The 25,625-nt window shown below is 64.5% G+C and carries 25 protein-coding genes; 17 read left to right on the top strand and 8 right to left on the bottom strand.

All coding sequences use genetic code 11. The features are described from left to right. Positions 1 to 288 (bottom strand): hypothetical protein (locus LD110_RS08410; RefSeq protein ID WP_225498095.1); only part of this gene is annotated, 288 nt, incomplete at its 3' end. A gap of 81 nt (positions 289 to 369) precedes the next feature. On the opposite strand from LD110_RS08410, the gene LD110_RS08405 reads away from it, so the two are divergent. The 9 genes from LD110_RS08405 (at position 370) to xerD (ending at position 9,815) form a co-directional block, all read left to right on the top strand. Then, the gene (locus LD110_RS08405; RefSeq protein WP_225498093.1) at positions 370 to 1,395 is read left to right on the top strand and encodes a hypothetical protein; all 1,026 of its coding nucleotides are present in this window, start codon (positions 370 to 372) and stop codon (positions 1,393 to 1,395) included. Beyond that, entirely contained in the window at positions 1,392 to 2,381 is a 990-nt protein-coding gene (locus LD110_RS08400; RefSeq protein ID WP_225498092.1) for an HAD-IIA family hydrolase, read from the top strand. The genes LD110_RS08405 and LD110_RS08400 overlap by 4 nt, the downstream gene beginning before the upstream one ends. A gap of 10 nt (positions 2,382 to 2,391) precedes the next feature. Further along, the gene (locus LD110_RS08395; RefSeq protein WP_225498090.1) at positions 2,392 to 2,679 is read left to right on the top strand and encodes a hypothetical protein; all 288 of its coding nucleotides are present in this window, start codon (positions 2,392 to 2,394) and stop codon (positions 2,677 to 2,679) included. A gap of 2 nt (positions 2,680 to 2,681) precedes the next feature. Beyond that, positions 2,682 to 3,494, top strand: coding sequence for a TlyA family RNA methyltransferase (locus LD110_RS08390; RefSeq protein ID WP_225498088.1), 813 nt, complete (start codon positions 2,682 to 2,684; stop codon positions 3,492 to 3,494). Positions 3,495 to 3,507: 13 nt separating this feature from the next. Further along, complete coding sequence (locus tag LD110_RS08385) at positions 3,508 to 4,527, top strand: NAD kinase (protein WP_225498086.1); 1,020 nt, start codon at positions 3,508 to 3,510, stop codon at positions 4,525 to 4,527. A 3-nt stretch (positions 4,528 to 4,530) separates the two neighbouring features. Further along, on the top strand, positions 4,531 to 6,264 hold the full coding sequence (recN, locus tag LD110_RS08380; protein ID WP_225498082.1) for a DNA repair protein RecN: 1,734 nt from the start codon (positions 4,531 to 4,533) through the stop codon (positions 6,262 to 6,264). A gap of 145 nt (positions 6,265 to 6,409) precedes the next feature. Then, positions 6,410 to 8,161: a CTP synthase gene (locus LD110_RS08375; protein WP_225498080.1), complete on the top strand. Its 1,752-nt coding sequence runs from the start codon at positions 6,410 to 6,412 to the stop codon at positions 8,159 to 8,161. A 26-nt stretch (positions 8,162 to 8,187) separates the two neighbouring features. Beyond that, complete coding sequence (locus LD110_RS08370) at positions 8,188 to 8,850, top strand: NUDIX hydrolase (RefSeq protein ID WP_225498078.1); 663 nt, start codon at positions 8,188 to 8,190, stop codon at positions 8,848 to 8,850. Next, positions 8,847 to 9,815 carry a site-specific tyrosine recombinase XerD gene (gene xerD / locus LD110_RS08365; protein WP_263855062.1) on the top strand — a complete coding sequence of 323 codons (969 nt, stop codon included), beginning with the start codon at positions 8,847 to 8,849 and terminating at the stop codon, positions 9,813 to 9,815. Before LD110_RS08370 ends, xerD begins: the two co-directional genes overlap by 4 nt. Positions 9,816 to 9,846: 31 nt before the next feature. On the opposite strand, the gene LD110_RS08360 is transcribed toward xerD, so the two are convergent. Then, positions 9,847 to 10,575, bottom strand: a complete 729-nt coding sequence (locus LD110_RS08360; protein WP_225498075.1) for a hypothetical protein — start codon at positions 10,573 to 10,575, stop codon at positions 9,847 to 9,849. Positions 10,576 to 10,629: 54 nt separating this feature from the next. Between LD110_RS08360 and LD110_RS08355 the strand changes: the two genes are divergently transcribed. After that, a complete protein-coding gene (locus tag LD110_RS08355; RefSeq protein WP_225498073.1) occupies positions 10,630 to 11,124 on the top strand; it encodes an 8-oxo-dGTP diphosphatase in 495 nt (164 codons plus the stop codon). Positions 11,125 to 11,201: 77 nt separating this feature from the next. Here the strand turns inward: LD110_RS08355 and LD110_RS08350 are convergent, their stop codons facing one another. The 6 genes from LD110_RS08350 to LD110_RS08325 form a co-directional block, all read right to left on the bottom strand. Beyond that, positions 11,202 to 12,341 (bottom strand): bifunctional 2-methylcitrate synthase/citrate synthase, encoded by a 1,140-nt coding sequence (locus LD110_RS08350; RefSeq protein WP_225498072.1) that lies wholly within the window; start codon positions 12,339 to 12,341, stop codon positions 11,202 to 11,204. A 74-nt stretch (positions 12,342 to 12,415) separates the two neighbouring features. Further along, the gene (prpB, locus tag LD110_RS08345; RefSeq protein ID WP_225498071.1) at positions 12,416 to 13,333 is read right to left on the bottom strand and encodes a methylisocitrate lyase; all 918 of its coding nucleotides are present in this window, start codon (positions 13,331 to 13,333) and stop codon (positions 12,416 to 12,418) included. Further along, a complete protein-coding gene (locus tag LD110_RS08340; protein WP_225498069.1) occupies positions 13,333 to 14,853 on the bottom strand; it encodes an MmgE/PrpD family protein in 1,521 nt (506 codons plus the stop codon). Before LD110_RS08340 ends, prpB begins: the two co-directional genes overlap by 1 nt. After that, positions 14,846 to 15,505: a GntR family transcriptional regulator gene (locus LD110_RS08335; RefSeq protein WP_225498065.1), complete on the bottom strand. Its 660-nt coding sequence runs from the start codon at positions 15,503 to 15,505 to the stop codon at positions 14,846 to 14,848. The genes LD110_RS08340 and LD110_RS08335 overlap by 8 nt, the downstream gene beginning before the upstream one ends. A gap of 190 nt (positions 15,506 to 15,695) precedes the next feature. Next, positions 15,696 to 16,403 carry a response regulator gene (locus tag LD110_RS08330; protein ID WP_225498063.1) on the bottom strand — a complete coding sequence of 236 codons (708 nt, stop codon included), beginning with the start codon at positions 16,401 to 16,403 and terminating at the stop codon, positions 15,696 to 15,698. 2 nt (positions 16,404 to 16,405) lie between these two features. Further along, positions 16,406 to 18,040, bottom strand: coding sequence for a sensor histidine kinase (locus LD110_RS08325; RefSeq protein ID WP_225498159.1), 1,635 nt, complete (start codon positions 18,038 to 18,040; stop codon positions 16,406 to 16,408). Positions 18,041 to 18,266: 226 nt separating this feature from the next. Here LD110_RS08325 and LD110_RS08320 point away from each other — a divergent pair, with 226 nt between their 5' ends. The 7 genes from LD110_RS08320 to cmk all read left to right on the top strand — a co-directional run bounded on the left by LD110_RS08320 (position 18,267) and on the right by cmk (position 25,616). Further along, the gene (locus LD110_RS08320) at positions 18,267 to 19,592 is read left to right on the top strand and encodes a cation:dicarboxylate symporter family transporter (protein WP_225498061.1); all 1,326 of its coding nucleotides are present in this window, start codon (positions 18,267 to 18,269) and stop codon (positions 19,590 to 19,592) included. 253 nt (positions 19,593 to 19,845) lie between these two features. Beyond that, positions 19,846 to 20,745: a ParA family protein gene (locus tag LD110_RS08315; RefSeq protein ID WP_225498059.1), complete on the top strand. Its 900-nt coding sequence runs from the start codon at positions 19,846 to 19,848 to the stop codon at positions 20,743 to 20,745. 6 nt (positions 20,746 to 20,751) lie between these two features. Further along, positions 20,752 to 21,666 (top strand): ScpA family protein, encoded by a 915-nt coding sequence (locus tag LD110_RS08310; RefSeq protein WP_225498057.1) that lies wholly within the window; start codon positions 20,752 to 20,754, stop codon positions 21,664 to 21,666. Beyond that, positions 21,663 to 22,340 carry an SMC-Scp complex subunit ScpB gene (scpB, locus tag LD110_RS08305; RefSeq protein WP_225498055.1) on the top strand — a complete coding sequence of 226 codons (678 nt, stop codon included), beginning with the start codon at positions 21,663 to 21,665 and terminating at the stop codon, positions 22,338 to 22,340. Before LD110_RS08310 ends, scpB begins: the two co-directional genes overlap by 4 nt. Before the next feature lie 178 nt (positions 22,341 to 22,518). Further along, positions 22,519 to 23,772, top strand: coding sequence for a pseudouridine synthase (locus tag LD110_RS08300; RefSeq protein ID WP_225498053.1), 1,254 nt, complete (start codon positions 22,519 to 22,521; stop codon positions 23,770 to 23,772). Positions 23,773 to 23,775: 3 nt separating this feature from the next. Continuing rightward, the gene (locus tag LD110_RS08295) at positions 23,776 to 24,885 is read left to right on the top strand and encodes a prephenate dehydrogenase (protein ID WP_225498051.1); all 1,110 of its coding nucleotides are present in this window, start codon (positions 23,776 to 23,778) and stop codon (positions 24,883 to 24,885) included. Then, positions 24,885 to 25,616, top strand: coding sequence for a (d)CMP kinase (gene cmk, locus LD110_RS08290; RefSeq protein WP_225498049.1), 732 nt, complete (start codon positions 24,885 to 24,887; stop codon positions 25,614 to 25,616). The genes LD110_RS08295 and cmk overlap by 1 nt, the downstream gene beginning before the upstream one ends. Positions 25,617 to 25,625 lie beyond the last annotated feature (9 nt).

Raw genomic sequence — 25,625 nt, 5'->3', positions numbered from 1 at the left:
CGTGAGCGTCGGGGTTTTGGTGATCGGGATCGGAAGCCTTTTGGGGATCGTCCGCGTCGTGATGGTGAGGGCTTTGGTGACCGTGACCGTCGGGGTTTTGGTGATCGTGACCGGAAGCCTTTTGGGGATCGTCCGCGCCGTGATGGTGAGGGCTTTGGTGACCGTGACCGTCGGGGATTCGGTGACCGGGACCGCAGGCCTTTCGGCGACCGCCCCCAGCGCGGGCCCAAGAAGTTTGAGCCGGCTGAATCTGGCCATGTAGAACCGGAATTCGTTGACGAGCCTCAAGGCCGTCCCGCACCAAATGCCGGGGACCTGCGTAGCTCGAACCGCGCCGATCGTGAGCGTTCGCCGCTGATCGACTCTGACGTGACCGGCCAGGAATTGGACCGGCCCACCATGCTGCAGGTCAGGACCCTTGAAGCAAGGAACGCCGAGTGGGTAGCCCGCCACCTCGTGATGGCTGGTCGCCTCCTTGATGATGAGCCTGAGCTGGCGTTCCAGCACGCCCTGGCAGCCAGCCGCCGTGGCGGCCGCCTGGCTGCTGTCCGCGAGGCTGTGGGTCTCACGGCGTACTCGGCAGGGCACTACGGCGAGGCTCTCCGCGAGTTCCGTACTTTTCGGCGGATCAGCGGCTCCAACGTTCACCTTCCCCTCATGGCGGACTGCGAGCGGGGACTCGGCCGGCCTGACCGGGCCTTGGATGTAGTACGGTCTCCTGAAGCCCAGGACCTTGACGCCCCGGGCAAAGTGGAGCTCGCCATCGTTGCTTCCGGTGCACGGACCGACCTCGGCCAGCCTGAGGCTGCCGTGGCAGAACTTGAAATCCCCCAGCTGGACATGCACCGGGCCTTCTCCTACAGCCCCAGGCTGTTCCGCGCTTATGCCGACGCTCTGAGTGGTGTCGGGCGCAATGAAGAGGCAGCCACGTGGCGTCAGCAGGCGGGCGTGGCGGAGGATGCTTTGGGCATGGGCGAGCTCGAGGAACCCGAGATCATCGACCTGGGCTGGGACGAGGAAGAAGAAGCCCGCGAGGAAGAAGCTCGCAAAGCGCGCCAGGCGAAGACCCCCGAGGCCGGACAGCCTGAATCCGCAGAAGCCGACGCGGAACAGCCCGAGGGCCAGGCGCAAGCTGAAGAGGCTGACTTCGAGACTGCTGCGGACCAGACAGCGCAACCAGCCGCGGATTTTGCGGCCCAGGAGACTCTTCCCGAGGAAATTGAAGACGCTGAGCTGGAGTTGGACGACGCGGAGCCGGACTACTTCGAATCCGATGACGCCGAATCGGATGAGGACTCCATCGAGCTTGACGTTCTTGAACACGAGGACTCCTACGAAGATTCCGCAGAAAACACGGGCTCAGCTGGCAACTCCGACTCCAGGAACGCTGAATGACTGACGACGCCCTGATTGCCGATTTCGATGCTGTCCTGTCCGATTTGGACGGGGTTGTTTATGCCGGTCCCCACGCCATCCCCGGTGCGGTGGATTCCTTGCAGCGGCTGGCCGAGGTGGGAGTCGGACTTGGCTACGTAACCAACAACGCTTCCAGAACGCCTGCGCAGGTGGCCGCCCACTTGCGCGAGCTCGGTGCCCCAGCGGAGGACCATCAGGTGGTGAGCTCTTCGCAGGCCGCGGCGGATCTACTGTCTTCGATGCTGCCGTCCGGATCCCGCGTTATGATCACTGGCAGCGCGGCCCTGGCGCACGAAATAGAACTTGTGGGGCTCACCCCGGTCCACAGCGCGCAGGAGGAACCTGTAGCCGTTGTCCAGGGCTTCAACCCGGAGATCGGCTGGAAGGACCTGGCTGAGGCTTCCTACGTCGTCGCCGCGGGCGCACTCTGGGTGGCTACGAATACGGACATGTCGATTCCCCAGGCCCGGGGAATCGCACCAGGGAACGGGACACTGGTGGCGGCCGTCGCCGCTGCCACGCGAAAGACACCATTGGTGGCAGGGAAGCCGGAAGCGCCGTTGTTCCTGGCCGCCGCCAAGCGCCTGGGCGCTGAGGCGCCCCTGGTGGTCGGTGACCGGTTGGACACCGACATCCTGGGCGGCAACCGGGCGGGATTTGCGACGGCGGCGGTACTTACCGGCGTCGACACCCCGCGGACCATTTTGGCGGCGCGCACGGACGAACGCCCCGGCTATGTCATTCAGGATCTCGGTGGGCTCTATGAACCGTATCCGGCCATCGAGGCCATGGAGGGCACCTTCACTTGCGGTTCGGCGTCCGCCACCGTAGTTGACGGCACTGTGCGAATTGCCGGCTCACCGGAGGACATCGATTCCTGGCGTGCGGCCTGCGCCGCCTGGTGGGACGCTGTACCAGAGGCGGAATCCGCCACGCGTCCCGGTGTTGAATGGCTGGATCACTAAACTGGTGGCCATGACCGATCGCATCGACGCGGACCACGGCTCCGAGAGTACGGCAAGCTCCGAGTGGCCTGCGCCTGCCCAGCCGACGGGAGATGCAATGGTGGACTCGGTGATGTCCAAACTCCACGACATCCCGGGAGTGGGCGTGGCCAACCACGGGGAACTGTATGAGGCCATGCACGATGGGCTCATGGCGGCGCTGGACGCGGATCCTGCGGCGGCGCCCGCCGGGCTTCCACAAGCCGCGGCGTCGGGCGACGACAGCGGCCTGGAGGGTCCAGGAAGGGTCGGCTCCTGAGCATGCCCCGTTTGGACCAGGTCCTCGTCAGCCGCGGGCTGGCCAGGTCGCGAACCCATGCAGCCAAACTGATAGCTGATGGCAAAGTAAGCCTTGATGGGCTTGTTCTGGCGAAGGCATCCCAACAGGTTGCTCACGACGCCTCACTTGATGTTGCTGCCCACGCCGAGGACCGCTATGTCAGCAGGGCAGGGCATAAGCTGGCCGGAGCTTTGGATGCCTTCCCCGACGTGGACGTTCGAGGCAAGCGCTGCCTCGACGCCGGTGCTTCAACAGGCGGCTTCACCGACGTCCTATTGCGACGCGGAGCCCATCAGGTGGTGGCCGTCGACGTCGGGCACGGCCAGCTGGTCGATTCACTTCGCAACCACCCGCAGGTTGAAGTGCACGAGGGACTCAACGTCCGGTACATGACTCCGGGGGATATCGGCGGTACGGCGGCGGTGACGGTGGCCGACCTCTCTTTTATTTCGCTGACGCTCGTGATTGGCCCGCTGGCAGACTGCACCGACGACGGCGGCGACCTGGTTCTGATGGTCAAGCCGCAGTTCGAGGTAGGGCGGGAGAGGCTGAGCAAGACCGGCGTCGTCACTTCCGAGGACGAACGGCGCCGCGCCGTCGCGCGGGTGGCATCTGCCGCCGTCGACGCCGGACTGCAGCTTATGGGCCTGGCCGCCAGCCCCCTGCCGGGCCAGGACGGTAACGTCGAGTACTTCTTGTGGATAAGGCGCCGGATTGGGGCTCCGTTGCCTAAGATCGAAGAGCGGGACGCCGACGTTGCTGCATTGACGGAACACCTCTGGCCGAACCATTAGAAAGCGGATATCCATGAGCAGGCGCGTACTGGTCCTTGCACACACAGGCAGGGAGGAGTCGATCCGCGCAGCCCGCGAGGCGTGCGGTCAACTGCATGCTTCCGGCCTGGTCCCCGTACTTCAGAAATCCGAGTTCAACGACTTGGAGCAATTTGGCCATTTGAACTCATCCATCGAGATCCTTCACGAAGACGTCAGGCTGGAAGACGTTGAGCTGGGTATGGTGCTCGGCGGAGACGGCACCATACTCCGGGCCGCAGAGCTCGTCCGAAGTGTGGATGTGCCGCTCCTCGGAGTCAATCTTGGGCACATCGGCTTCCTGGCCGAAAGCGAACGGGCAGACCTGGCCCAGACCGTTGAATGGATTGCCAGCCGTGAATACACGGTTGAGGAACGGATGACCATCGACGTCCAGGTGTGGGTGAAAGGCCAAAAGATCTGGCATACCTGGGCTCTCAACGAGGCCGCGATTGAGAAGGCCAACCGGGAGCGGATGCTGGAGGTCGTCACCGAGGTGGACGAACGTCCGCTGACAACCTTTGGCTGCGATGGCATTGTGGTGGCCACCCCCACGGGATCCACTGCCTATGCGTTCTCCTCGGGCGGCCCCATTGTGTGGCCGGAGGTGGAAGCCCTGGTCATCGCACCCATCGCGGCACATGCGCTTTTCGCCAAACCCCTGGTTGTATCGCCCCGGTCAAAGCTGGCCGTTGAGGTCCTGAACCGCACGGATGCCCAGGGCGTTATCTGGTGCGATGGCCGGCGGTCCGTCGACCTTCCGCCGGGGGCCCGAATCGAGATCACCCGTTCAGACAGGCCAGTACGGCTGGCACGGACTCACCTGACGCCGTTCTCCGCGCGTCTGGTCCGCAAGTTCGAACTGCCAATCCATGGTTGGCGCGGCCCGGTTCCCCGGGCTGGGGAAGTCCACACGGGACCCATCCCTTTGGTGCGAACCCCCCGCCACATGCCACCCCTATCCGCCGACAGCAGCGCCGCTGCCGGAGAGACCAGCGACTCCACAGGGAAGTGATCAATGCTTGAAGAACTCCGCATCCGCGACCTTGGCGTCATCACGGATGCCACGCTCCCTTTGGGCCCTGGGCTGAGCGTTGTCACGGGTGAAACCGGCGCAGGCAAGACCATGGTGGTCACCGCCGTCGGGCTTCTCCTCGGCAACCGATCCGACGCCGGCGCCGTTCGGACCGGGGCGAAGTCCGCCTCAGCGGAGGCTCTTCTGAAGCTCGACCCGGGCCACTACGCCGTCAACCGCGCCCGCGAGGCGGGTGGCGAGGCGGAAGAATTCGACGGCGTCGCGGAGCTACTGCTGGCACGACGCTTGGGATCGGACGGCCGGAGCCGGGCGTACGTGGGTGGCCGTTCCGCGCCGGTGGGTGTGCTTTCCGACCTTGGTGGAAGCCTTGTGGTGGTCCACGGTCAATCCGACCAGATTCGGCTCAAGGGTGCCGCCGCGCAGAGGCAAGCCCTTGACCGTTTCGGCGGTCCGGGACTCGCAACAGCCTTGGCGGACTATGAAAAGCTCTACGGCAACTGGAAGTCCGCTCAATCGGAACTATCCACGCTAACAAGTGAATCGCGGGAGCGCCTGCGTGAGGCGGAATCGCTTGAGGCAGCGCTCAAGGAAATCGACGATATCGATCCACAGCCCGGCGAAGACGAGGCGCTCAAGGCGGAGGCCACCAAGCTGGCCAATGTCGAAGAGTTGCGTGTCGCGGCGGCAGCTGCCCACGAGGCGCTTATCGCTGAGGAGTTCGGTGAATCGGGCGATGCCACAACGCTGGTTGACAGTGCCAAGCGGACGCTGGAGCACGTCGCTGAGCATGACGAGGCCCTCAGGGCAGCTGCAGAGCGGCTTGCCGAAGTGGGCTTTGTCCTGAACGACATCGCCGCGGAACTGTCCAGCTACCAGGCTTCCCTGGACAGTGAGGGACCGGAACGGCTGGCGGAGGTCGAGGAACGCCGTGCCTCCCTCGCCAAGCTGATTCGTAAGTTCGCCCCGAGCATCGACGAGGTGCTCCAATGGGCTGAGATTTCCCGCGCACGGCTGGATGAACTGCAGGACGACTCCAGCCGGATCGAGGCACTCGAAGCCGAAGTCGCCGAAGCAGAATCCCGCCTGCGGGGCATGGCCGGAGCGATCAACGAAGCCCGCACCAAGGCGGCCGCGGAGCTCTCGGCCAGAGTAAGCACCGAACTCAGCGCCCTGGCCATGGCGGACGCCAACCTGGTCATCACCGTGGATAGCAGTGAGGAGCTGGGTCCACACGGCTGTGACGAGATCGCCTTCCTGCTTCAGCCGCACGCAGGCGCCCCCGCCCGTCCGCTCGGCAAGGGAGCGTCGGGCGGTGAACTGTCCCGCGTGATGTTGGCCATAGAGGTGGTCCTTGCCGCCGTCGATCCCGTCCCAACCTTTGTGTTCGACGAGGTCGACGCGGGCGTCGGCGGCCGTGCCGCCGTCGAAATCGGCCGACGGCTAGCCATGCTGGCCCGCCACGTCCAGGTTCTGGTGGTTACGCACCTGCCGCAGGTGGCGGCATTTGCGGACCAGCACATCCGCGTCATCAAGACGTCCGTTCGGGGTGCCAAGGGCGATACAGCCAGCGGTTTCACGTCCAGTGACGTGCAACTCCTGGACGCCGAAGAGCGGGTCAAGGAGTTGGCGCGCATGCTGGCCGGGCAGGAGGACTCGGAATCCGCGCGGGCACACGCCCAGGAACTGCTGGACGACGCCCGGCTGCCGCAAGCCTAGGTCCCCCGGCGCAAGGTCCTGCCGTAAGCCCCGAATGCGGTTCCCGAGGCTCCGCATTATGTGCTGGCTCTTGAACCACAGGCCGTTGCGGGGCGACCATTGAGCATTTGGGGAAACAGGACCGAACCCGAGGGAGGGCCAATTGATGATAAGCTCGAATTCCGTGGTGCAGCGATCAAATTCCCGTGTTAATTCCCGATTCCAGGGCTCTTCCAAGACGACCAAACACATCTTTGTCACCGGCGGTGTGGCGTCCTCGCTCGGCAAGGGGCTGACGGCTTCCAGCCTTGGCCACCTGTTGCGCGCACGCGGGCTGTCCGTGACGATGCAGAAGCTGGATCCCTATCTGAACGTGGATCCCGGCACGATGAACCCCTTCCAGCACGGCGAAGTTTTTGTGACGGACGACGGCGCCGAAACCGACCTCGACATTGGACACTACGAGCGCTTCCTCGACGAGAACCTCGAAGGATCCGCCAATGTCACCACCGGCCAGATTTACTCCACGGTTATCGCCAAGGAGCGCCGCGGTGAGTACTTGGGCGACACAGTGCAGGTCATCCCGCACATCACCGATGAAATCAAGCGCCGGATGCGGCTGCCCGCTGAGGGAAAGAACGCGCCGGACGTCATCATCACCGAGATCGGCGGCACGGTGGGCGACATCGAGTCCCAGCCGTTCCTCGAATCCGCACGCCAGGTCCGCCAGGACATCGGTCGTAACAACGTGTTCTTCCTGCACGTTTCCCTGGTTCCGTACATTGGACCATCCCAGGAATTGAAGACCAAGCCGACGCAGCACTCGGTTGCGGCGCTGCGTTCCATTGGCATCCAGCCGGAAGCGATTGTCATCCGCTCCGACCGTGAAGTCCCGGATGCCATGCGGGAGAAGATTGGTCGCATGTGCGACGTCGACACCGACGCCGTGGTCAATGCGGCAGATGCCCCGAGCATCTACGACATCCCCAAGACCCTGCACTCCCAGGGCCTGGATTCCTACATCGTGCGCGCCCTTGACCTGCCCTTCAAGGATGTGGACTGGACCAAGTGGGACAAGCTCCTGAACGCGGTGCACAACCCCAAGCACGAGGTGGAGGTTGCCCTCGTCGGTAAGTACATCGACCTCCCGGACGCCTACCTGTCCGTGACGGAGGCACTCCGTGCCGGCGGTTTCGCCAACGAGGCCAAGGTCAAGATCCGTTGGGTGCCCTCTGACGAGTGTGAAACCCTGGCCGGGGCCAAGAAGTCCCTGGCTGGCGTTGACGCCATTTGTGTGCCTGGCGGCTTCGGCATCCGCGGCCTGGAAGGCAAGCTGGGCGCCCTCAAGTATGCCCGTGAGACCAAGCTGCCGGTCCTGGGCCTGTGCCTCGGCCTGCAGTGCATGGTCATCGAATATGCGCGCAACGTGGTGGGCCTGGAGGGTGCGTCCTCGTCTGAGTTCGAGCCCGACTCCAAGTACCCAGTCATCGCCACAATGGAAGAGCAGTTGGACATCGTGGAAGGCAAGGGCGACCTGGGCGGAACCATGCGCCTGGGCCTGTACGAGGCGAAGCTGACCGAAGGTTCCGTGGTCGCGGATACCTACGGCGCCACGACGGTGAGCGAGCGTCACCGGCACCGCTACGAGGTCAACAACAAGTACCGCGAACAGATCGCTGCCGAAGGCCTGGTATTCTCCGGCACTTCGCCTGATGGCAAGCTCGTCGAGTTCGTGGAGCTTCCCAAGGAAGTCCACCCGTACTACGTGGCTACGCAGGCACACCCGGAACTGAGCTCGCGGCCTACCCGCCCGCACCCGCTTTTCACCGGACTCGTCAAGGCTGCGCTCGAGCGCCGCGATGATGTGATGGAATCGTTGGAGACGGACTCGGCTGGACGCAAGGTAGCAGCCAAGTAGACAGCAACCACACAAAGGACGGCGCGATGCCCGGCACACCCGAAACTTCCAAAACAACTCGGCAGGTTTCGGACACGCTGAGTCCGCGCCGTCTTTTGTCGTCCAGCAAGGTCTACGAAGGCCGAATCTGGGACGTAGTCAGCGACAAGTTCCAGCTCAGTGAGGGGACGGGAACGCTGGTGCGGGACTACATCGACCACCCGGGCGCCGTCGCGGTGCTGCCCATGAACGTGGACGGTGAAATCCTCCTGCTCAAGCAGTACCGGCATCCGGTTGGCATGGACCTGTGGGAGATTCCTGCCGGCCTGCTGGATATCGAAGGCGAGGACTTTGTGGTTGGTGCCGCCAGGGAGCTCGCTGAGGAAGCGGACCTCACCGCCAGCACGTGGAACGTTCTGGCCGACTTCTTCAATTCGCCGGGATCTTCCAGTGAGGCCATCCGGATCTACCTCGCCCGGGGTTTGGGCGAGGTCCCGGAGGCAGGGCGGCACGTACGCACCGACGAGGAAGCTGAGATCGAGTTCCACTGGGTCCCCCTCGACGAGGCCGTGGCCGCCGTCTTGGAGGGCCGTCTTCACAACCCGTCGGCCGTCGTCGGGATTCTCGCCGCAGCGGCGGCCAGGGCCGACAGCTTCCGCAGCCTTCGGCCCGCCGACGCGCCGTGGCCGGCGCACCCCAGCCAGCGCTGATCGTGCCGGAGCAGGCAGCAGCCCAGCAGGCCAGCGCGGTCCACCGCGCTATTTCCGATTACTTGCAGCATCTGGGCGTGGAGCGGGGACTTGCCGCTAACACCCTGGCGGCGTACCGCCGGGACCTTGCACGGTATGCCACTTTCCTGACTGGCCGGGACATCAGCAGCCCCGGGGTCATCACGCGCCGAGACGTCGCAGCTTTCGCTCAAGCGCTGGCGGACGGTTCCGACGGCGGGGCCGCCCTCGGCGTCCGATCTGCTGCCCGGACTGTGGTTGCCGTACGCGGACTGCACAAGTTTTGGGCCCTGGAGGGAACGACGGCGGCGGACCCGGCGAGCGATGTCCACCCGCCGATGCCCGGCAAGCGGCTGCCCAAGGCCATCAGCGTGGACGAAGTCACAAGAATCCTGGAGGCGGCCGCCGTCGACACCGCCACTGGACTCCGAGACAGGGCGCTCCTTGAGTTCCTGTACTCAACAGGCGCGCGCATCAGCGAGGCCGTAGGGTTGGACATCGACGACGTGGCGCTGGCCGGAGCTGACGGCGGACCGGCGGTGGTTCGCCTATTCGGAAAGGGCTCCAAGGAACGACTTGTGCCACTGGGTTCCTTTGGTGCCAGGGCCATCGACGCCTACCTGGTGCGCGGGAGGCCCGAGCTGGCCGGCAAGGGCAAGGGCACGCCAGCTCTCTTCCTCAATGCCCGCGGGGGCCGGATCAGCCGGCAAAGCGCCTGGACGATCCTCAAGAACGCTGCGGACAAGGCCAAGATCACCAAGGACGTCTCGCCCCACACGCTGAGGCACTCGTTCGCTACTCATTTGCTCGAGGGTGGTGCCGACGTTCGCGTGGTTCAGGAGCTGCTGGGGCATGCTTCGGTCACTACAACGCAGGTCTACACCTTGGTCACGGCGGATACGCTCCGTGAGGTCTACGCGGCGGCGCATCCGCGGGCACTTGGCTGATTCTGGCTTCCGGCGGGGCCTGGCCCGGCGACTACTTCAGGACATTGATGGTGAGCTCCAGGGCACCCAGTAACAGCGCCAGCACCGAGGTGCCAAGTCCTGCGACCAACAGCAGGCCCGGATGGGCAAGGCCAATGACGAGGCGCCGCATGCGCGGCTGGGCGCGCAGGAATTTCTTGGGAACCCGGGACGTGACGGGAACCTGACGCCAGCCCCTGAGCCGGCGGAGGAACCACGCGCAGCGAACGATAAAGGCCAGCCATAGAACTGACACGACCAGCGGGATTGACGCGGCCAGCAAGTTGAGTCCAAGGCCCGTCACTTCGCGCTCATTGTCCCCGGCAAGCGACTGGATGGTGGTGGAAATCGAGGCACTCATCACTACCGAGATTCCCCACACGAGGAACGCAGCCACCAGCGCCACGAACCGCACGAAGAAGTGGGCAAGGACAGATTCTCCTACGGCCTTTAGGTGCCTGCGCGGCGTTGCCTGAAGGACTGCGAGCGTGGCCATCAGAGTGGGCAGCGCTGCCATCCCCACCAGCAGGTACCAAGTCCAGCCAGCCAGGTCCACAAATTCGTCCACCACAATGAGGAGGGCCCAGAAGCCTGTCCATGCCCAACCCCAGTAGAGCGGATTGCGTACCAACCAGCCAGGCGCCCAATTCTCGGGGCTGCGCACTGCCTGTTTGCTGCGCTGTGCGCCGCGCGCCATCGCGGGCGTGTCGCTCATGGGGCGGGCCGCCCCCTCTTCGCTCATGGGCACACTGTAGCAACGGCGGAGATCTTTGGAAGCAGACGTAGGCTTGGTCCCATGACAGCCGACCACGTAACCCTCTGCTTCTTCCTCCGCGACGGCGACACAGGCCGGGAAGTGCTGCTCGGTCGGAAGAAGACCGGCTTCGGGCTGGGCAAGGTGGTGGGCGTCGGCGGACATGTCGAACCGGGGGAGACCGCCGTTGAGGCCGTTTGCCGGGAAGTCCTCGAAGAGGTCCATGTGATCGTGCGCCCGGAGGACCTGCTCATGGCCGGTACCGTGGACTTCGTGTTCCCCGCACGGCCGGAATGGAATATGTTCACCACCGTTTTCCTCGCCGAGTCGTGGATCGGCGAGCCATCTGAAAGCGACGAGATCAGGCCCCAGTGGTACCTGGTTGACCGGCTGCCCGTGACCCACATGTGGGCTGACGCAGAGCATTGGCTTCCCGCGCTCATTAACGGGCAGAGGCTCGCGGTGGAAGTCATCCTGGATGAAGACAACGAAAACGTCGCGCACGTGCACAGCACCGAGTGGAAGGAACTGGCTTAGCCGCCCCGGCAGTGAAGTGCGACGGCGGGCCGTCACCGTGAGTGGTGACTGGCCCGCCGTCGTTGTTCGAGTGAGTACTACGGAACGTGCCGTTCCTCCGGACCGTTGTATTCGCTCAGCGGGCGGATCAGCGAGTTGGAAGCCAGCTGCTCCATGATGTGGGCTGTCCAGCCAGTGATGCGGCTGGCCACGAACAATGGAGTGAACGTTGCTGTGTCGAACCCCATGAGGTGGTAGGTGGGTCCGGCAGGGTAGTCGAGGTTCGGCTTGATGCCCTTGGCCTCATCCATGGCCTGCTCCAGCCCGTTGTACAGGCCCAGGAGCTCTGGCCGGCCGTAGTAGGCGATCATCTTGTCCAGCGCGGCCTTCATGGTGGGGACGCGGGAATCGCCGTGCTTGTATACCCGGTGGCCGAAGCCCATAATCTTCTTCTTCTGCGCCAGGGCGTTGGCCATCCAAGCCTTGGCGCGAACGGCGGCTTCCTCGAGGGTTTCTTCGGTGCGGATGCCGATCTCGTCGAAAGTGTGCATTACTGCCTCGTTGGCACCGCCGTGCAGCGGTCCCTTGAGCGCGCCGATGGCGGCGGTAACAGCTGAGTGCAGGTCGGACAGCGTGGAGGTGACCACGCGGGCGGTAAAGGTGGAGGCATTGAATGAGTGTTCCGCGTACAGGATCATCGAGACGTTGAAGGCTTCAATGACCTCGTTCACCGGGTCTTCGCCGAAGGTCATCCATAGGAAGTTCGCTGAGTAGCCCAGGTCGTCGCGTGGCGGTACTACGTCCAGGCCGCGGCGGCGGCGCTGGTCATAGGCAACGATCCCGGGCATGGCGGCCCACATGTCGATCGACTTCTTCATGTTCGCCTCGGGGGAGGAGTCCTCTGCCAGCGGGTGCCTGGCCCCCAGGACCGATGCGGCGGTGCGACACACGTCCATGGGGTGGGCCGTCGTCGGCAGCGTGTCCACGACGCTCTTGACCACGGGGTCTAGGGGTCTGCCCGCGCGCTCGCGGGCCGTAAATTCGGCCAACTGGTCCTGTGTCGGCAGTTCGCCATTCCATAGCAGGTAGGCGACTTCCTCGAAACTGCAGCGCGCCGCCAATTCCTGCACAGGGTAGCCGCGGTAGAGCAGCGAGTTGGTGTCCGGGTTGACCTTCGAAACCGCGGTGTAGTCCACCACGACGCCGGCCAGTCCTTTTTTGATGTCTGCGTCAGCCATGCTGAACTCCTTCGTTCCTCGTGCGCGGTGCCCCGGGCGCCGGGGCTGCGGTTACTGGACTCTTGGTCCAGGTCCTAACGGGTCCCCGGTACCTGGAAGTTGAAAACGCTGGTATCGAAGTGGTTGTAGGCCTCGTAGTCCACGAGGTCGTAGAGGCGGGAACGGGTGAGCATCTGAGGCACCTGTCCCTCCTGAGTTCCGGTGGCCTTAATCGATTCCAGCGTACGCTCTGCAGCGCCCATGGCAATGCGCAGAAGTGTGACGGGGTAGATGACGATGTTGATGCCGATGTTTTGCAGTTGTTCGGTGGTGAAGAGCTGGCTTTTGCCGAACTCGGTCATGTTGGCGAGGATGGGCACGTCGACGGCGTCGCGGATGGCCTGGAATTCCTCCAGGGTGGCCATGGCTTCGGGGAAGATCGCGTCGGCGCCGGCGTTCACGAGGGCTTTTGCCCTGTCCTGCGCCGCCTGCAGCCCGGCTGCTCCGTCCTCGGTGGCGCGGATGTCGGTGCGGGCCATGATGAGGAAGTTCGGGTCGCGTCGGGCGTCGGCGGCGGCGCGGATCCGTTGGGTGGCGGTGTCCTGGTCGACGACGTTTTTTCCGTCCAGGTGGCCGCAGCGTTTGGGGTTGACCTGGTCTTCGATGTGGCAGCCGGCCAGGCCGGCGTTTTCGAGTTCCTGGATGGTGCGGGCGACGTTCATGGGTTCGCCGAATCCGGTGTCGGCGTCCACCAGGGCGGGCAGTTCGGTCATCCGGGCGATCTGTCCGGCCCGGGTGGCGACTTCGGTGAGGGTGGTGAGGCCGATGTCGGGCAGGCCGAGGTCGTTGGCGAGGACGGCGCCGGAGATGTAGACGCCGGGGAAGCCTTTTTCCTCGATCAGCCGTGCGGAGAGCGGGTTGAACGCGCCGGGGAACTGCTGGATGGTCCCGGAGGTGAGCAGTTCGCGCAGCTTCAGCCGCTTCTGCTCGGGGGTGGTTTTGGAGTACAGCATCAGAACAGGCCCTTGGGTGCGTTGGTGGGGTCGATGATTCCGGGGGCGGCGGTGATGTTCAGTTGGTCCAGTTCGCCGGGGCCCAGTTCGGGGAGGCGGTCGACGGCGGCGAGGAACCTGTTGATTTCGGCTTCCTCGACGATTCCGGCGGCGAGGGTGCGGAACTTGTTCACGTACTGCTCCCGGGCGAACGGCCGGGCACCGAGGGGGTGCGCGTCGGCGACGGCGATCTCGTCCGTGATCACCGTTCCATCCGTGAGTGTGATGACAACAGTGCCGCCGAAGGCTTTCTCGTTTATGTCCAGGGAGTGGTAGCGGCGGGTCCATTCCGGGTCTTCGACGGTGGTGACTTTCTGCCACAGTTCCACCGTGTCCGGGCGGGCGGCGCGTTCGGGGGCGTAGGAGTGAACGTGGTGCCAGGCGCCGTCCTGCAGGGCGACGGTGAAGATGTACGGGATGGAGTGGTCCAGGGTCTCGCGGGAGGCGGTGGGGTCGTATTTTTGCGGGTCGTTGGCGCCGGAGCCGATGACGTAGTGGGTGTGGTGGCTGGTCTTGATCAGCACGGACCGGACGTTGTTCGGGTCTGAGGTCTCGGGATGCTCGCGGTGGAGTTTGCGGGCGAGGTCGATCCAGGCCTGGGCCTGGTATTCGGCGGAGTGTTCCTTGGTGTAGGTATCCAGGATGGCGCGCTTGGCCTCCCCGGGTTCCGGGAGCGGTACCTCGTAGGAGGCGTCCGGTCCGTCCAGCAGCCACGCGATCACCCCGTCCTCGCCTTCGTAGATCGGCACCGGGGAGGTCTGCCCGCGCATGGCCCGGTCTGCGGATTCCACGGCCATTTTCCCGGCGAAGGCAGGGGCGTGGGCCTTCCAGGTGGAGATCTCACCTTTGCGGGACTGCCGGGTGGCGGTGGTGGTGTGCAGGGCCTGGCCCACGGACTGGAAAATCGTCTCCACGTCCAGGCCGAGCAGGGTGCCGATCCCGGCGGTGGCGGATGGGCCAAGGTGGGCGACGTGGTCGATCTTGTGTTTGTGCAGGCAGATGGCCTTGACCAGGTCCACTTGGATCTCGTACCCGGTGGCGATAGCTCGGATCAGGTCCTTGCCGCTGGAGCCGACGTGCTGGGCCACGGCCAGGATCGGCGGGATGTTGTCACCCGGGTGGGAGTAGTCCGCGGCCAGGAACGTGTCATGGTAATCCAGCTCGCGGACCGCCACGCCGTTGGCCCAGGCGGCCCATTCGGGAGACACCCGCTCATCGATGCCGAACAGCAGGGCGCCCTTGCCGTTCGCCGACGGGCCGTGCGTCAATGCCTGCGCCCGGGCCGCCACGATCGGCGCCCTGTTCAACGACGCCACCGCAACCGAGGCGTTGTCGATAATCCGGTTAATCACCATCTCCGTGACCTCCGGGACAACGTCCACCGCGTCGGCGGCCACAACCGCGATCTTGTGCGCCAGCTGCTCCTCGCGGGCAAGGTTCTCTTCGCTCTTGTAAACACGGACGTGGTGCTGCTTAACCATGGGACTCCTTTTGATGGGGTTTGTGGCTTGCCTTCAAATGCGTCAGGCTGCGGTGCAAATGGACAACGGTGGCGGCTTCGGCGAGCCGCGGATTGCCGGCCGCAATGGCTTCGGCGATCGAAGCGTGTTCCGCAGCTGCGGCACGAAGCCGCTGGTCGTCGTCGGAGGCCAGGCGACGCACGCGGACAAGGTGGACGCGAAGGGACCGCATGGCCTGGGCCAGGTAGGAGTTGGCAATGGCCCCATCGATGGCTTCGTCGAGGCGGCCCACGAGGGCGTAGTAGGCGTGGCGGCCGGGATCTTTGCTGTTGATGAGCTCGGTGGCGTTGAGTAGCTCCCTGTGAAGTTCAAGGAAAGCGCTCCGGTCGCCGCGCTGGGCGGCGAGCGCCGCGGCCCTGCATTCCAGGGTCTCCCGCAGCTCGAAGAGTTCGTCGATGTCCTCCAGCGAGATGGCGGTGACGACGACGCCGCGGCCGCCTGCCGCCGTCGCGAGTCCTTCAGCGGTGAGCCGGCCAAGGGCCTCCCGCAGTGGCGTCCGGGACACTCCGAGGCGTTCGGACTGCTCCACTTCCGCTAGGACTGTGCCTGGGAGGAGGCGCCATTCCAGGATGTCCTCCTTGAGTGCCGAATAGGCACGGTCACTAGCGCGCATGACGTCAGTGTATACACAGCAACCCGAGAAGTGCTAGCAGGGGTTGAAAATGGGGCCTAATGTATACACATTCGAGGGAAACTACCTGCCCATCGACGCAATACGCATTGAAGGGATCGTCGTGTTCCTTGACCGCAACTGTTCCTGAATCCAGCTTCGTGGGCATGGAGAAGAAGGACCTGGTAATCAGCTACGCCTTGTTCCAGCGGTACTCATTCTCCGGGCGGCCTGGCGTTCCGTAGCGGGGGGAACGGGTGACCACACCTGCATCGGCGAGATACTCCAGGTAACGGCGGGCCGTGACGCGCGACATCCCCAGCGCTTCCGTGACCTCGTTGGCGGACACGGCGCCAGCCTGCCGGCTGATCAGTTCCCTGACGGCGTCAAGGGTCGACGGCGACAGCCCCTTTGGCAGCGGAAGTTCAGTGGGTGCCCGCAGGCTGGCAAACGCCTGGTCGACGTCGCTCTGCGACGCTCCGTACCTCGGCGACGCGGACGGGGCCAACTGTTCCCGGAAGGTCCGGTAGCTGGCCAATTTGTCCGCGAACGTGGAGAAAGTGAAGGGCTTGATGAGGTACTGCACTACACCGATGGATACCGCGCTCCGGACAATGTTCAACTCGCGCACAGCCGTGATGGCGATGATGTCCGCGAAGTACCCTGACGACCGCATGCGACGTGCCACATCAAGGCCGTGCAAGTCCGGCAGGTTCATGTCCAGGAGCACCAGGTCAATGGGGGAGCCGGCCGCGGCGAACTCGCCGAGCAGCCGCAGCGCAGACTGGCCGTCAGGGGCTGTGCCTGCTACGGAAAAGCCGGGCACTCGTCCCACGTACACGGCATGGGCATCGGCGGCTACGGGTTCGTCTTCGACGACGAGCACTCGGATGTCAGTCACGTTCAGTCTTCCTTAGCGCCCTCGGCGGGCGGGTCGGTGGGTAAAACGACGTCGAACTGCGCGCCGCCCGGGTTGCTGATGGCCATGCTACCGCCCAGCCTGCTGACGGCTTGCCGGACGAGTGCAAGACCAACCCCGCGGCCTCCCGAGCCATTGGCCTTGGTGCTGAACCCATACTGGAGGATGTCGTCCACGGACGCCGGGTCGATGCCGTGGCCCGAGTCGCGTACGGTGAATTCGACGCTCTTTGCCGTTCCGCGAACGTGCGCCCATACACGGCGCGGTGAGGGCGCATCCGCGGCCGCATCCATCGCGTTGTCGAGGAGGTTGCCCAGGATCGTCACCAGATCTTGCGCCGCCAGCCGGTCGAACCGTGGAGTCCCTGAGCTATCCACCTCCAGTTCAATCCCACGTTCATGCGCCTCGGCCGCTTTTCCCATCAGGAGGGCGGACAGCACCGGCTCGTCCACCGCGCCAAGGATGTCATCTGTGAGCCGCTGGCTGAGCTCCAGGTCCTTGGTGGCAAAGTCGAGCGCGTCGTCCGGGCGGCCGAGCTCCATGAGGGAGACGATCATGTGCAGCCGGTTGGCGTGTTCATGGGTCTGCGCTCGCAGGGCATCGGAGAGCGTCCGCATGGTTTCCAGTTCGCTTCCCAGCGCCTCGATTTCCGTCCGGTCTCGAATGGTCGCCACGTGACCGAACACGGCGGGCCGGTGCCGGCCGCCTTGTGGCGGTCCGACGGCCGGGGCCTGGTTGACCACAAGGATACGGGAACCGGTCAGGTGGATCTCGTCATGGGCCGTTCGGCCGGATTCGAAGAGGGCCCTGAGGCTCCCTTCCAGCCGTAGTTCGGCGAGGCTTGGCGCCTTTTCCGGGGAGGGGTGGGTCTCGGAACGTGGCAGCCCCAGCAACTCGGCGGCTTGGTCGTTGTACATTACAGCCCGGCCTTTGGTGTCAATCAGGAGCACACCCTCGCGGACGGAATGCAGGACGGATTCGTAATACGCGAAAAGCTGGGCCAGCTGCTCGGGACCCCAGCCGCGCGTGACGCGGCGTAGGTAGCGGCCCAAGACCCATGCGGCCAGTGAGCCGCCAACCAGCAGGGCTCCCGCCACGACGGCGAACGCCGCCAGCCTGCTGGACAGTGCGACGTCGACAGTCCGCACCGTGACTCCCGCAGCTACCAGCGCGCGCACCGTTCCCGTGCCGTCCTTGACGGGAACGATGGTCCGCACGGACGGACCGAGTGTCCCAGCCGTCACTTCCGTGAATGCCTCGCCGCGGAGTGCCGGTTCAATGGTGCCGATATAGGGCTTGCCGATCTCGTCGGGATTGGGGTGCGTCCAACGGGTACGGTCCGGGGCCATGATCGTGATGAAGTCAGCCTGGGCATCGGCCATGACTTTGAGGGCGTATGGCTGCAGCCTTGCCGAGGGGTCCGCGGAGCCGGCTGCTTCCAGGACCTGCGGGCTGGCCGCTATCGCGGCAGCTACCGCGTGCATCCGTCGTCCTGCGTCATCGTAGGCCCGCTGCCGGGCGTCGAGCACCGCCGCCGTTCCCACGATGCCGGTGAGGGCCAGGAAGAACAGCAGATTGGCCACGAACAGCCTTCTAGCGATGCTCCAGTTCCGGATGATGCCGCGACTCCTTTCCTGCAATTGCGGGCCTCCTTCCAGCTGCTACTGGCGGCACCGCGTCCCCGATGGTCAGATCTCGGCTTTTCGTCATGCGCCTGCGACCAATATGAACGCAACAGTGATGCATGTCACGGCCTGCCGAATGATGGATATCACACAAGCCCGGCGACGTGGTCGCGACGAAGGACCGCAGCGCCTCCCAGAGTATCCAAAAGGAGAAAGACCAATGACCTCTCAACGAGGAGAGTCGGCAGAACTTGCCAAGGGCGCCCGCAAGGGACTCGACAAGTCGCACTACCTCTACATTGCTGTCATTGCCGCCGTCGTTCTTGGCGCAGTGGTCGGCCTGCTCTTCCCGGAGGTGGGCAAGTCGCTCAAGCCCCTGGGTGACGGGTTCATCAAGCTCATCAAGATGATGATCGCGCCCGTGATCTTCTGCACCATCGTCCTCGGCATCGGCTCGATTGCGAAGGCTGCGACGGTTGGCAAAGTGGGCGGACTGGCCCTCGGCTACTTCCTGGCGATGTCCACGTTCGCACTGGCCATCGGCCTGGTGGTCGGCAACGTCATCCACCCCGGCGAGGGCCTCAAACTGGTTCCTTACGACCCCAACAAGAAGGCAGCCACTGACAGCACGGTGGACTTCCTCCTGGGCATCATTCCCGGTGACATCCCTGTCCTGCCCACGCTCCTGGCGGCCATCCTTGTCGGTTTCGCCCTCCAGCGGATGGGCACGCAGGGCACGCCGATCCTTAAGGCCGTACGCCACGGACAAGCACTCGTCTTCCGTATCCTCATCATGATCATGTGGCTGGCGCCCGTCGGCGCATTCGGTGCCATTGCCGCCGTCGTAGGCGCAACCGGCGTCCAGGCGATCGTCAGCATGTTCACCCTGATGCTGGCCTTCTACATCACCTGCGCCATCTTCATCATCGTGGTCCTTGGCGGCCTGCTGCAGATCGTGGCCGGCGTGAACATCCTCAAGCTCATGAAGTACCTTGCCCGCGAGTACCTCCTCATCTTCTCCACCTCTTCGTCTGAGGCAGCGCTGCCCCGCCTCATTGCCAAGATGGAGCACCTGGGTGTCTCCAAGCCCGTAGTGGGCGTCACCGTCCCCACCGGCTACTCCTTCAACCTGGACGGAACCGCGATCTACCTGACCATGGCTTCGCTCTTCGTGGCCAACGCCATGGGCACCCCGCTCGACCTCGGAGCCCAGATTTCCCTGCTGGTCTTCATGATCATCGCTTCCAAGGGTGCAGCCGGCGTCACCGGCGCCGGCCTGGCAACACTGGCTGCCGGACTGCAGGCCCACAAGCCCGAACTGCTTGGCGGGGTTGGCATCATCGTTGGCATCGACCGCTTTATGTCCGAGGCCCGCGCCCTGACCAACTTCACCGGCAACGCCGTAGCCACCATCCTCATCGGCACCTGGGTCAAGGAGATCGACCGGGAGCAGGTCGGTCGCGTTCTGACCGGCGAAGTTCCGTTCGACGAACGGACCATGCTGACCAGCCACGACGCTCCGGAACGCGAAACCGCAGCAGCCTAAGAGCCACAGCGGCCGCAAGCCGCCGCGCAGCAGAACAGAGGCGGGCATCCCACCGGATGCCCGCCTTCGCTGTGCCCGGACCGGCATGCCAAGGCCAACCTTCTACTTCAACTAGAAGGTAAAGGCTCAAAAGGCGGAGAAAGTCAAGTTCCCTCGAATACCGTGTCGAGGCCTGTAGCCTAGGTGGGAAACAAGCGCTCAGGCTTCGAGCCGGAAGCAGGAAATCACCGTCATCGAAAGTGTGGATAGATACGTGAGCAGCGAACGGGGTTCAGCAACTCTTGAAGGTGTCGATCTTGAGCTGGACGACGCGATCATGGGTCCCACGGGCCGTCCTCTGCGCGACTTTCCCGAGCCCGCGCCGTTGTCCAGCCATGGCCCCGCACGGGTGATCGCCATGGTGAACCAGAAGGGCGGGGTTGGAAAAACCACGTCCACCATCAACCTTGCGGCAGCGCTCGCGGAATATGGCCGCCGCGTCCTCTTGGTCGACTTCGACCCCCAGGGCGCACTTTCCGCCGGCCTCGGCGCCAATCCGCACGAACTGGACCTCACCGTCTACAACGTCCTGATGGACCGCAAAGTGGACATCCGTGACGCCATCCAGAAGACCGGCGTCGAAAACGTCCACCTGCTTCCCGCCAATATCGATCTTTCGGCTGCCGAAGTGCAGCTCGTCAACGAGGTCGCCCGCGAGCAGGTCCTGGATCGCGCACTCAAGGGCATCGAGGACGACTACGACGTGGTGCTGATCGATTGCCAGCCGTCCTTGGGACTGCTCACTGTCAACGCCCTCACCGCGGCCCACGGCGTCATCATCCCCTTGATCTGCGAGTTCTTCGCGCTGCGGGCCGTGGCACTCCTCGTCGAGACCATCGACAAGGTGCAGGACCGCCTGAACCCCCGCCTCCAAGTGGACGGCGTCCTGGCCACCATGTACGACGCCCGCACACTCCACAGCCGTGAGGTCATTTCGCGCCTGGTGGAAGCCTTCGGTGACAAAGTGTTCGAAACCGTCATTCGGCGGTCCATCAAGTTCGCCGACGCGACGGTCGCCGCGGAACCAATCACCAGCTACGCGGCTAACCACGTCGGCGCAGACGCCTACCGGAACCTGGCCAAGGAACTCATCCTGCGCGGCGGCGCGCCCTAGTCGTCAATGCCAGCGCAGGCCGCCGAGTCCGGCGTCGGGCCCAAAACGGGCTTCGAGGTCCGGCTGGAAAACTTCACCGGCCCGTTCGATTTGCTCCTGGGGCTGATTTCCAAGCGTCAGCTGGATATCACCGAAGTGGCGCTGTCCTCCGTGACAGACGACTTCATTGGCTACATTCGTCGTCTCCAGGCGCTTGGGGAGGAGTGGGCCCTCGACGAAGCCAGCGAGTTCCTGGTTATTGCCGCGACGCTGCTGGATCTTAAGGCTGCGCGCCTCCTACCGTCCGGGCAGGTTGAAGACGAGGAAGATATTGCCCTCCTGGAGGCACGGGACCTCCTCTTCGCCCGACTGTTGCAGTACAAGGCCTTCAAGGAGGTCGCTTCGCTGATCGGTGACACATTTGATCGCGAAAGCCTCCGGTTTCCCCGCCAAGGGTCCTTGGAACCGCATTTTGCCGCCATGCTGCCGGAGCTGGTCTGGCGCCACACACCGGAACAGTTTGCCCGGCTGGCTGCCAAGGCGCTGCGCCCCAAGGAGAAACCGCCCACTGAAGTAGGGCTCGACCACCTTCATGCCCCTCCCGTGAGCGTGCGGGAGCAGGCCGGAATCATCGGACAGTTGCTGCGGCACGGTGGCCCGCTGTCATTTCGGGTCCTGGTGGCGGGAGCGGAATCCAAATTGGTGGTCGTCGCGAGGTTCCTGGCGCTCCTGGAGATGTTCCGGGATCGCGTGGTCGCCTTTGAACAGCTGACGCCATTGGGAGAACTGACCGTCCGGTGGTCGGGGCCCGACGCCGGCTGGAGCAGCGAACACGTCGCGGACGATTACGACGCCGGTCCACCCAGCGAAGCAGAGGCAGACGGATTGCCCGGCGCGCCCCACAATGATCCGTCTCCAGCGAAGGAAGCAGGCATCCCATGAACAGCACAAGCGACAGTGCTTCCGCCCTGGCCGAATTGCCCGGGGGAGAGCTTGCCGCCCTCGAGGCCGTGCTGATGGTTATCGATGAGCCCGCCACGTCCGCCGAGCTTGCCGCCGGGCTGGACCTATCCGAGGAGCGCGTGGAACAGCTGTTGGAAGAGCTGCGGCTGGAATATGACGGCTATACTGTTAAGGCCGCTGAGCAGGCCGCATCGGAACCTTCCACGGAAGATACCGTCAGGAGCGCTCCGGCGGGGTCGACATCCCGGCGGCGGGGATTCGAATTGCGCAAGGTCGCGGGCGGATGGCGCATCTATTCGCGAGCGGAGTTCGCGGCTGTGGTCGGACGGTTCGTCCTTGAAGGGCAAACGGCCCGCCTGACACAGGCGGCGCTGGAAACCCTCGCGGTTGTGGCGTATCGCCAGCCGGTTTCGAGGGCAAGGGTGTCCGCGATCAGGGGAGTCAACGTCGATTCCGTCGTCAGGACGCTGGTGCAGCGCGGGCTGATCGAGGAGGCAGGAACGGAGCCGGAAAGCGGCGCCATCCTCTACCGGACCACGTCCTATTTCCTGGAACGGCTGGGAATCGGATCCGTCGAGGAGCTCCCGCAGATCGCGCCGCACCTTCCGGGACTGGATGGCATCGAGGAATACTACGACGCCGAAAGGGTCTAGGCGGGCAACGCTCGCCCTGGGGCGGCAGCAACAGCCGGGTGGGCGGAAACGCGCATCCGCAAACAGGCTTTCCGTCGGGAACCGCCCGACGGACCATACGGGGCAGACGCTGTCTGTCCCGCTGGCTATGGTTGTCTTTGGACGGCATCTGCCAGGTACCACAACAAAAGGACGGGTCATGACACAGGCGGGACGCCAGGGTTCACCACGTAACGGTTCATCACGGAATGGATCACAGCGACACGACTCACAACGCAGCAGCTTCGGCCGAACGCCGGCGCGGGGCGCTTCCGGCAGCTCGGGCGGAGGACGCGGCTCCACCGGGGGTGCTGCCGGCCGCTCCGGCCGCGGGTTCGGGGATGGCCGCGAATACGGCGACCGTCCGTACCGTTCGTCGCGCCCGCGCGAGGAACGGCCCTTTGACCCGGACAACCCCACCAGGGCAGCCGGTACCGGAAAGCGCCGTGACGACGTCGGAGGCAAGCCGTCCGCGCGCAAGCCGGGGACCAGGAAGCCCGGTGCAAACAAGCCCGGATCCAAGAAAGCTCCCGGAACGCCTGGAGCCCCCAAGCCCAAGCAGCGAACCCAGCAGCCCGGGACGCGGGCTTTCGGCGGCGAGCGCTTCGGCCAGAACCTGGGGGCGGTCCGGAAGCCGGTTCGCCAGCGTCGTGACATTGAGCAGTCCGAGCAGTATGACGCGGAAGGTGTGCGGCTCCAGAAGGTCATGGCCCAGGCTGGCGTAGCTTCGCGTCGTGTGTGCGAGGAAATGATCTTGGAGGGACGCGTCGAGGTCAATGGCCAGGTAGTCACTGAACTTGGTATGCGCGTAGATCCCCAGACGGCGGTCATCCACGTGGACGGCATCCGACTTCAGCTCGATGAAAAGTTGCTGTACCTGGTCTTCAACAAGCCACGGGGCGTTGTGTCCACCATGGAGGACCCGGAGGGTCGTCCATGCATCAGCGACTATCTCAAGGGCAACAAGACCAAGGGAGAACGGCTCTTCCACGTGGGGCGGCTCGACGCTGCCACCGAAGGGCTGCTGCTGCTCACCAACGACGGGGAACTCGCCAATCGGCTCACGCACCCCTCCTACGAGGTGCCCAAAACATACCTGGTGCAGGTCAGGGGCCCCTTCCCGCAGGGCGTCGGCGCAAAGTTCAAGGAGGGCATTGAACTCGAGGACGGAATCGCCACGGTTGACTCCTTCAAGCTCGTGGATTCCACGCCGGGCCGCGTATTGATCGAAGTTGTGCTGCACTCGGGACGCAACCGCATTGTGCGCCGCATGTTCGACGCCGTTGGATTCCCCGTGCAGCGCCTGGTACGCGTCAAGGTTGGGCCCATCGGCCTGGGCGACCAGCGGCAGGGGAGCGTCCGCAGCCTTGGCAGGCAGGAAATCGGCCACCTGCTGGCGTCTGTGGGGCTCTAACAAGTGGCTGCCTTCCACTCCCACGGCAGGGGTCACCTGGATGGCCCCGTCATCATCCTCGGCACGGGCCTCTTGGGTACCAGCATCGGCCTCGGCCTCCGCGGCCGCGGTGTGCCGGTGTACCTGGCCGACCCCTCACCGACCAACCAAGCGGTCGCAGTCGACATCGGAGCCGGCAGGCCCCTCTCCGAGTTCGACGGCGATGCGCCGCAGCTTGTTGTTGTGGCGGCGCCACCGGACGTAACGGCCGACGTCGTCGAGCGCGCCTTGCGCGACTACCCGGCCGCCATCGTCGTTGACATCGCCAGTGTCAAGGCGCACATCCTCACAGACCTGCGCGGCAGGAACGTGGATCTTTCGCGTTACGTTGGCAGCCACCCGATGGCCGGACGGGAGAAGTCGGGTCCGGTGGCGGCACGCGGTGAGCTATTCACCTCGATGCCGTGGGTTGTGTGCCCGTCGGAGGAGACAAGTCTGGACGCGCTGCAGGCTGCCCGTTCGCTGGCCGGTGACCTCGGCGCCGTCGTATCCCAATTCACGCCGGAGGAACACGACGAGGCCGTTGCGCTGGTGTCCCACTTGCCGCAGGTGATGTCGTCCCTCCTGGCAAGCCGCCTGCAGGACACGCCGCTGCACGCCTTGTCGCTTGCCGGCAACGGGCTGCGGGATACGACGCGTATCGCGGCAAGCGACCCCACACTGTGGGTGCAGATCCTGGGCGGGAACGCGGAAAAAATCGTCACCCAACTTTACGGAGTCCGGGAAGACCTCAACCGTCTCATCGGTACGCTCGAAGCGCCTTTGGCGCCGGGTGCCAGGCTCGATCTTGCCCAACTGATCAGCGAGGGCAACGCGGGGCAGGCGAGGATCCCGGGCAAGCACGGTGGACCGCCGCAGGCTTATTCCTGGCTGACCGTATTGGTGGAGGACCGGCCAGGCCAGATCGCGCGGCTTTTGACGGAGATTGGCGAGATCGGCGTTAATCTGGAGGATCTCCGCCTGGACCATTCCTCTGGCCAGAACGTCGGCATGGTGGAGATCTCCGTTCTGCCTAGCAAGCACGACCTCCTAGTTGAATCCCTGACCGATCGCGGATGGCGGGTACTCCAGTAATGACTCACGACAACTTTGAGCTAAAGGATCTCTTCGGTCCGGAGGAAGTGGTCCGGCCAGGCAAACCGCTGGTGATCGCTATCGACGGTCCGTCCGGATCCGGGAAGTCGAGTATCAGCCGCGAAGTAGCCCAGCGCCTGAAGCTGGCCTACCTGGATACCGGTGCCATGTACCGTGCACTGACGTGGTATTGCCTGGACTCGGGCGTCGACCTGCAGGACAGCGCCGCCGTCGAGCTGGCTGCCGAGCAAATGCCGTTAGACATCAGCACCTCGGCAGCCACGGAATACGTTGCGGTTGGCGGGGTCGACGTGACCCCTGACATCCGTGAGCCCCGGATCTCTTCCTCTGTCAGCGCCGTTGCCACCACCCTTGGTGCTCGCACGGAGCTCATCCGTCGGCAGCGCCGACTGATCGAGCAACACAACCGTCGCATGGTGATCGAGGGCCGCGACATCACCACCGTGGTGGCGCCCCAGGCAGAAGTGCGGATTCTCCTGACCGCCAGCGAGGAAGCCAGGCTCCGTCGTCGTGGCATCCAGTTGGGCGGGTCGCAGAACGCCGAGCAGTTGGCCGTCCAGGTCCTGGAGAGGGACGCCAAGGATTCCACCGTTGTGAACTTCACCAAGGCGGCGGATGGCGTGGTTACCCTCGACTCTTCGGACCTGGACTTCGAACAGACCGTCAAGGCCGCATTAAACATCGTCGGCCGCATCCTTTACGGCGGCTGACCGTGGTCC

This window comes from Arthrobacter sp. M4 (genome assembly GCF_020251205.1).
GTDB lineage: Bacteria > Actinomycetota > Actinomycetes > Actinomycetales > Micrococcaceae > Arthrobacter.
This window is presented reverse-complemented; position numbering and strand designations above follow the sequence as displayed.

Excerpts from the sequence above, each read along its gene's own strand:
- prpB (WP_225498071.1), bottom strand. The coding sequence starts at position 13,333 with ATGCTGTACTCCAAAACCACCCCCGAGCAGAAGCGGCTGAAGCTGCGC.
- cmk (WP_225498049.1), top strand. The coding sequence starts at position 24,885 with ATGACTCACGACAACTTTGAGCTAAAGGATCTCTTCGGTCCGGAGGAA.
- LD110_RS08320 (WP_225498061.1), top strand. The coding sequence starts at position 18,267 with ATGACCTCTCAACGAGGAGAGTCGGCAGAACTTGCCAAGGGCGCCCGC.
- recN (WP_225498082.1), top strand. The coding sequence starts at position 4,531 with ATGCTTGAAGAACTCCGCATCCGCGACCTTGGCGTCATCACGGATGCC.
- LD110_RS08335 (WP_225498065.1), bottom strand. The coding sequence starts at position 15,505 with ATGCGCGCTAGTGACCGTGCCTATTCGGCACTCAAGGAGGACATCCTG.
- LD110_RS08400 (WP_225498092.1), top strand. The coding sequence starts at position 1,392 with ATGACTGACGACGCCCTGATTGCCGATTTCGATGCTGTCCTGTCCGAT.
- LD110_RS08395 (WP_225498090.1), top strand. The coding sequence starts at position 2,392 with ATGACCGATCGCATCGACGCGGACCACGGCTCCGAGAGTACGGCAAGC.
- LD110_RS08355 (WP_225498073.1), top strand. The coding sequence starts at position 10,630 with ATGACAGCCGACCACGTAACCCTCTGCTTCTTCCTCCGCGACGGCGAC.
- LD110_RS08350 (WP_225498072.1), bottom strand. The coding sequence starts at position 12,341 with ATGGCTGACGCAGACATCAAAAAAGGACTGGCCGGCGTCGTGGTGGAC.
- scpB (WP_225498055.1), top strand. The coding sequence starts at position 21,663 with ATGAACAGCACAAGCGACAGTGCTTCCGCCCTGGCCGAATTGCCCGGG.
- LD110_RS08385 (WP_225498086.1), top strand. The coding sequence starts at position 3,508 with ATGAGCAGGCGCGTACTGGTCCTTGCACACACAGGCAGGGAGGAGTCG.
- LD110_RS08375 (WP_225498080.1), top strand. The coding sequence starts at position 6,410 with ATGATAAGCTCGAATTCCGTGGTGCAGCGATCAAATTCCCGTGTTAAT.
- LD110_RS08300 (WP_225498053.1), top strand. The coding sequence starts at position 22,519 with ATGACACAGGCGGGACGCCAGGGTTCACCACGTAACGGTTCATCACGG.
- LD110_RS08360 (WP_225498075.1), bottom strand. The coding sequence starts at position 10,575 with ATGAGCGAAGAGGGGGCGGCCCGCCCCATGAGCGACACGCCCGCGATG.
- LD110_RS08310 (WP_225498057.1), top strand. The coding sequence starts at position 20,752 with ATGCCAGCGCAGGCCGCCGAGTCCGGCGTCGGGCCCAAAACGGGCTTC.
- LD110_RS08340 (WP_225498069.1), bottom strand. The coding sequence starts at position 14,853 with ATGGTTAAGCAGCACCACGTCCGTGTTTACAAGAGCGAAGAGAACCTT.
- LD110_RS08370 (WP_225498078.1), top strand. The coding sequence starts at position 8,188 with ATGCCCGGCACACCCGAAACTTCCAAAACAACTCGGCAGGTTTCGGAC.
- LD110_RS08390 (WP_225498088.1), top strand. The coding sequence starts at position 2,682 with ATGCCCCGTTTGGACCAGGTCCTCGTCAGCCGCGGGCTGGCCAGGTCG.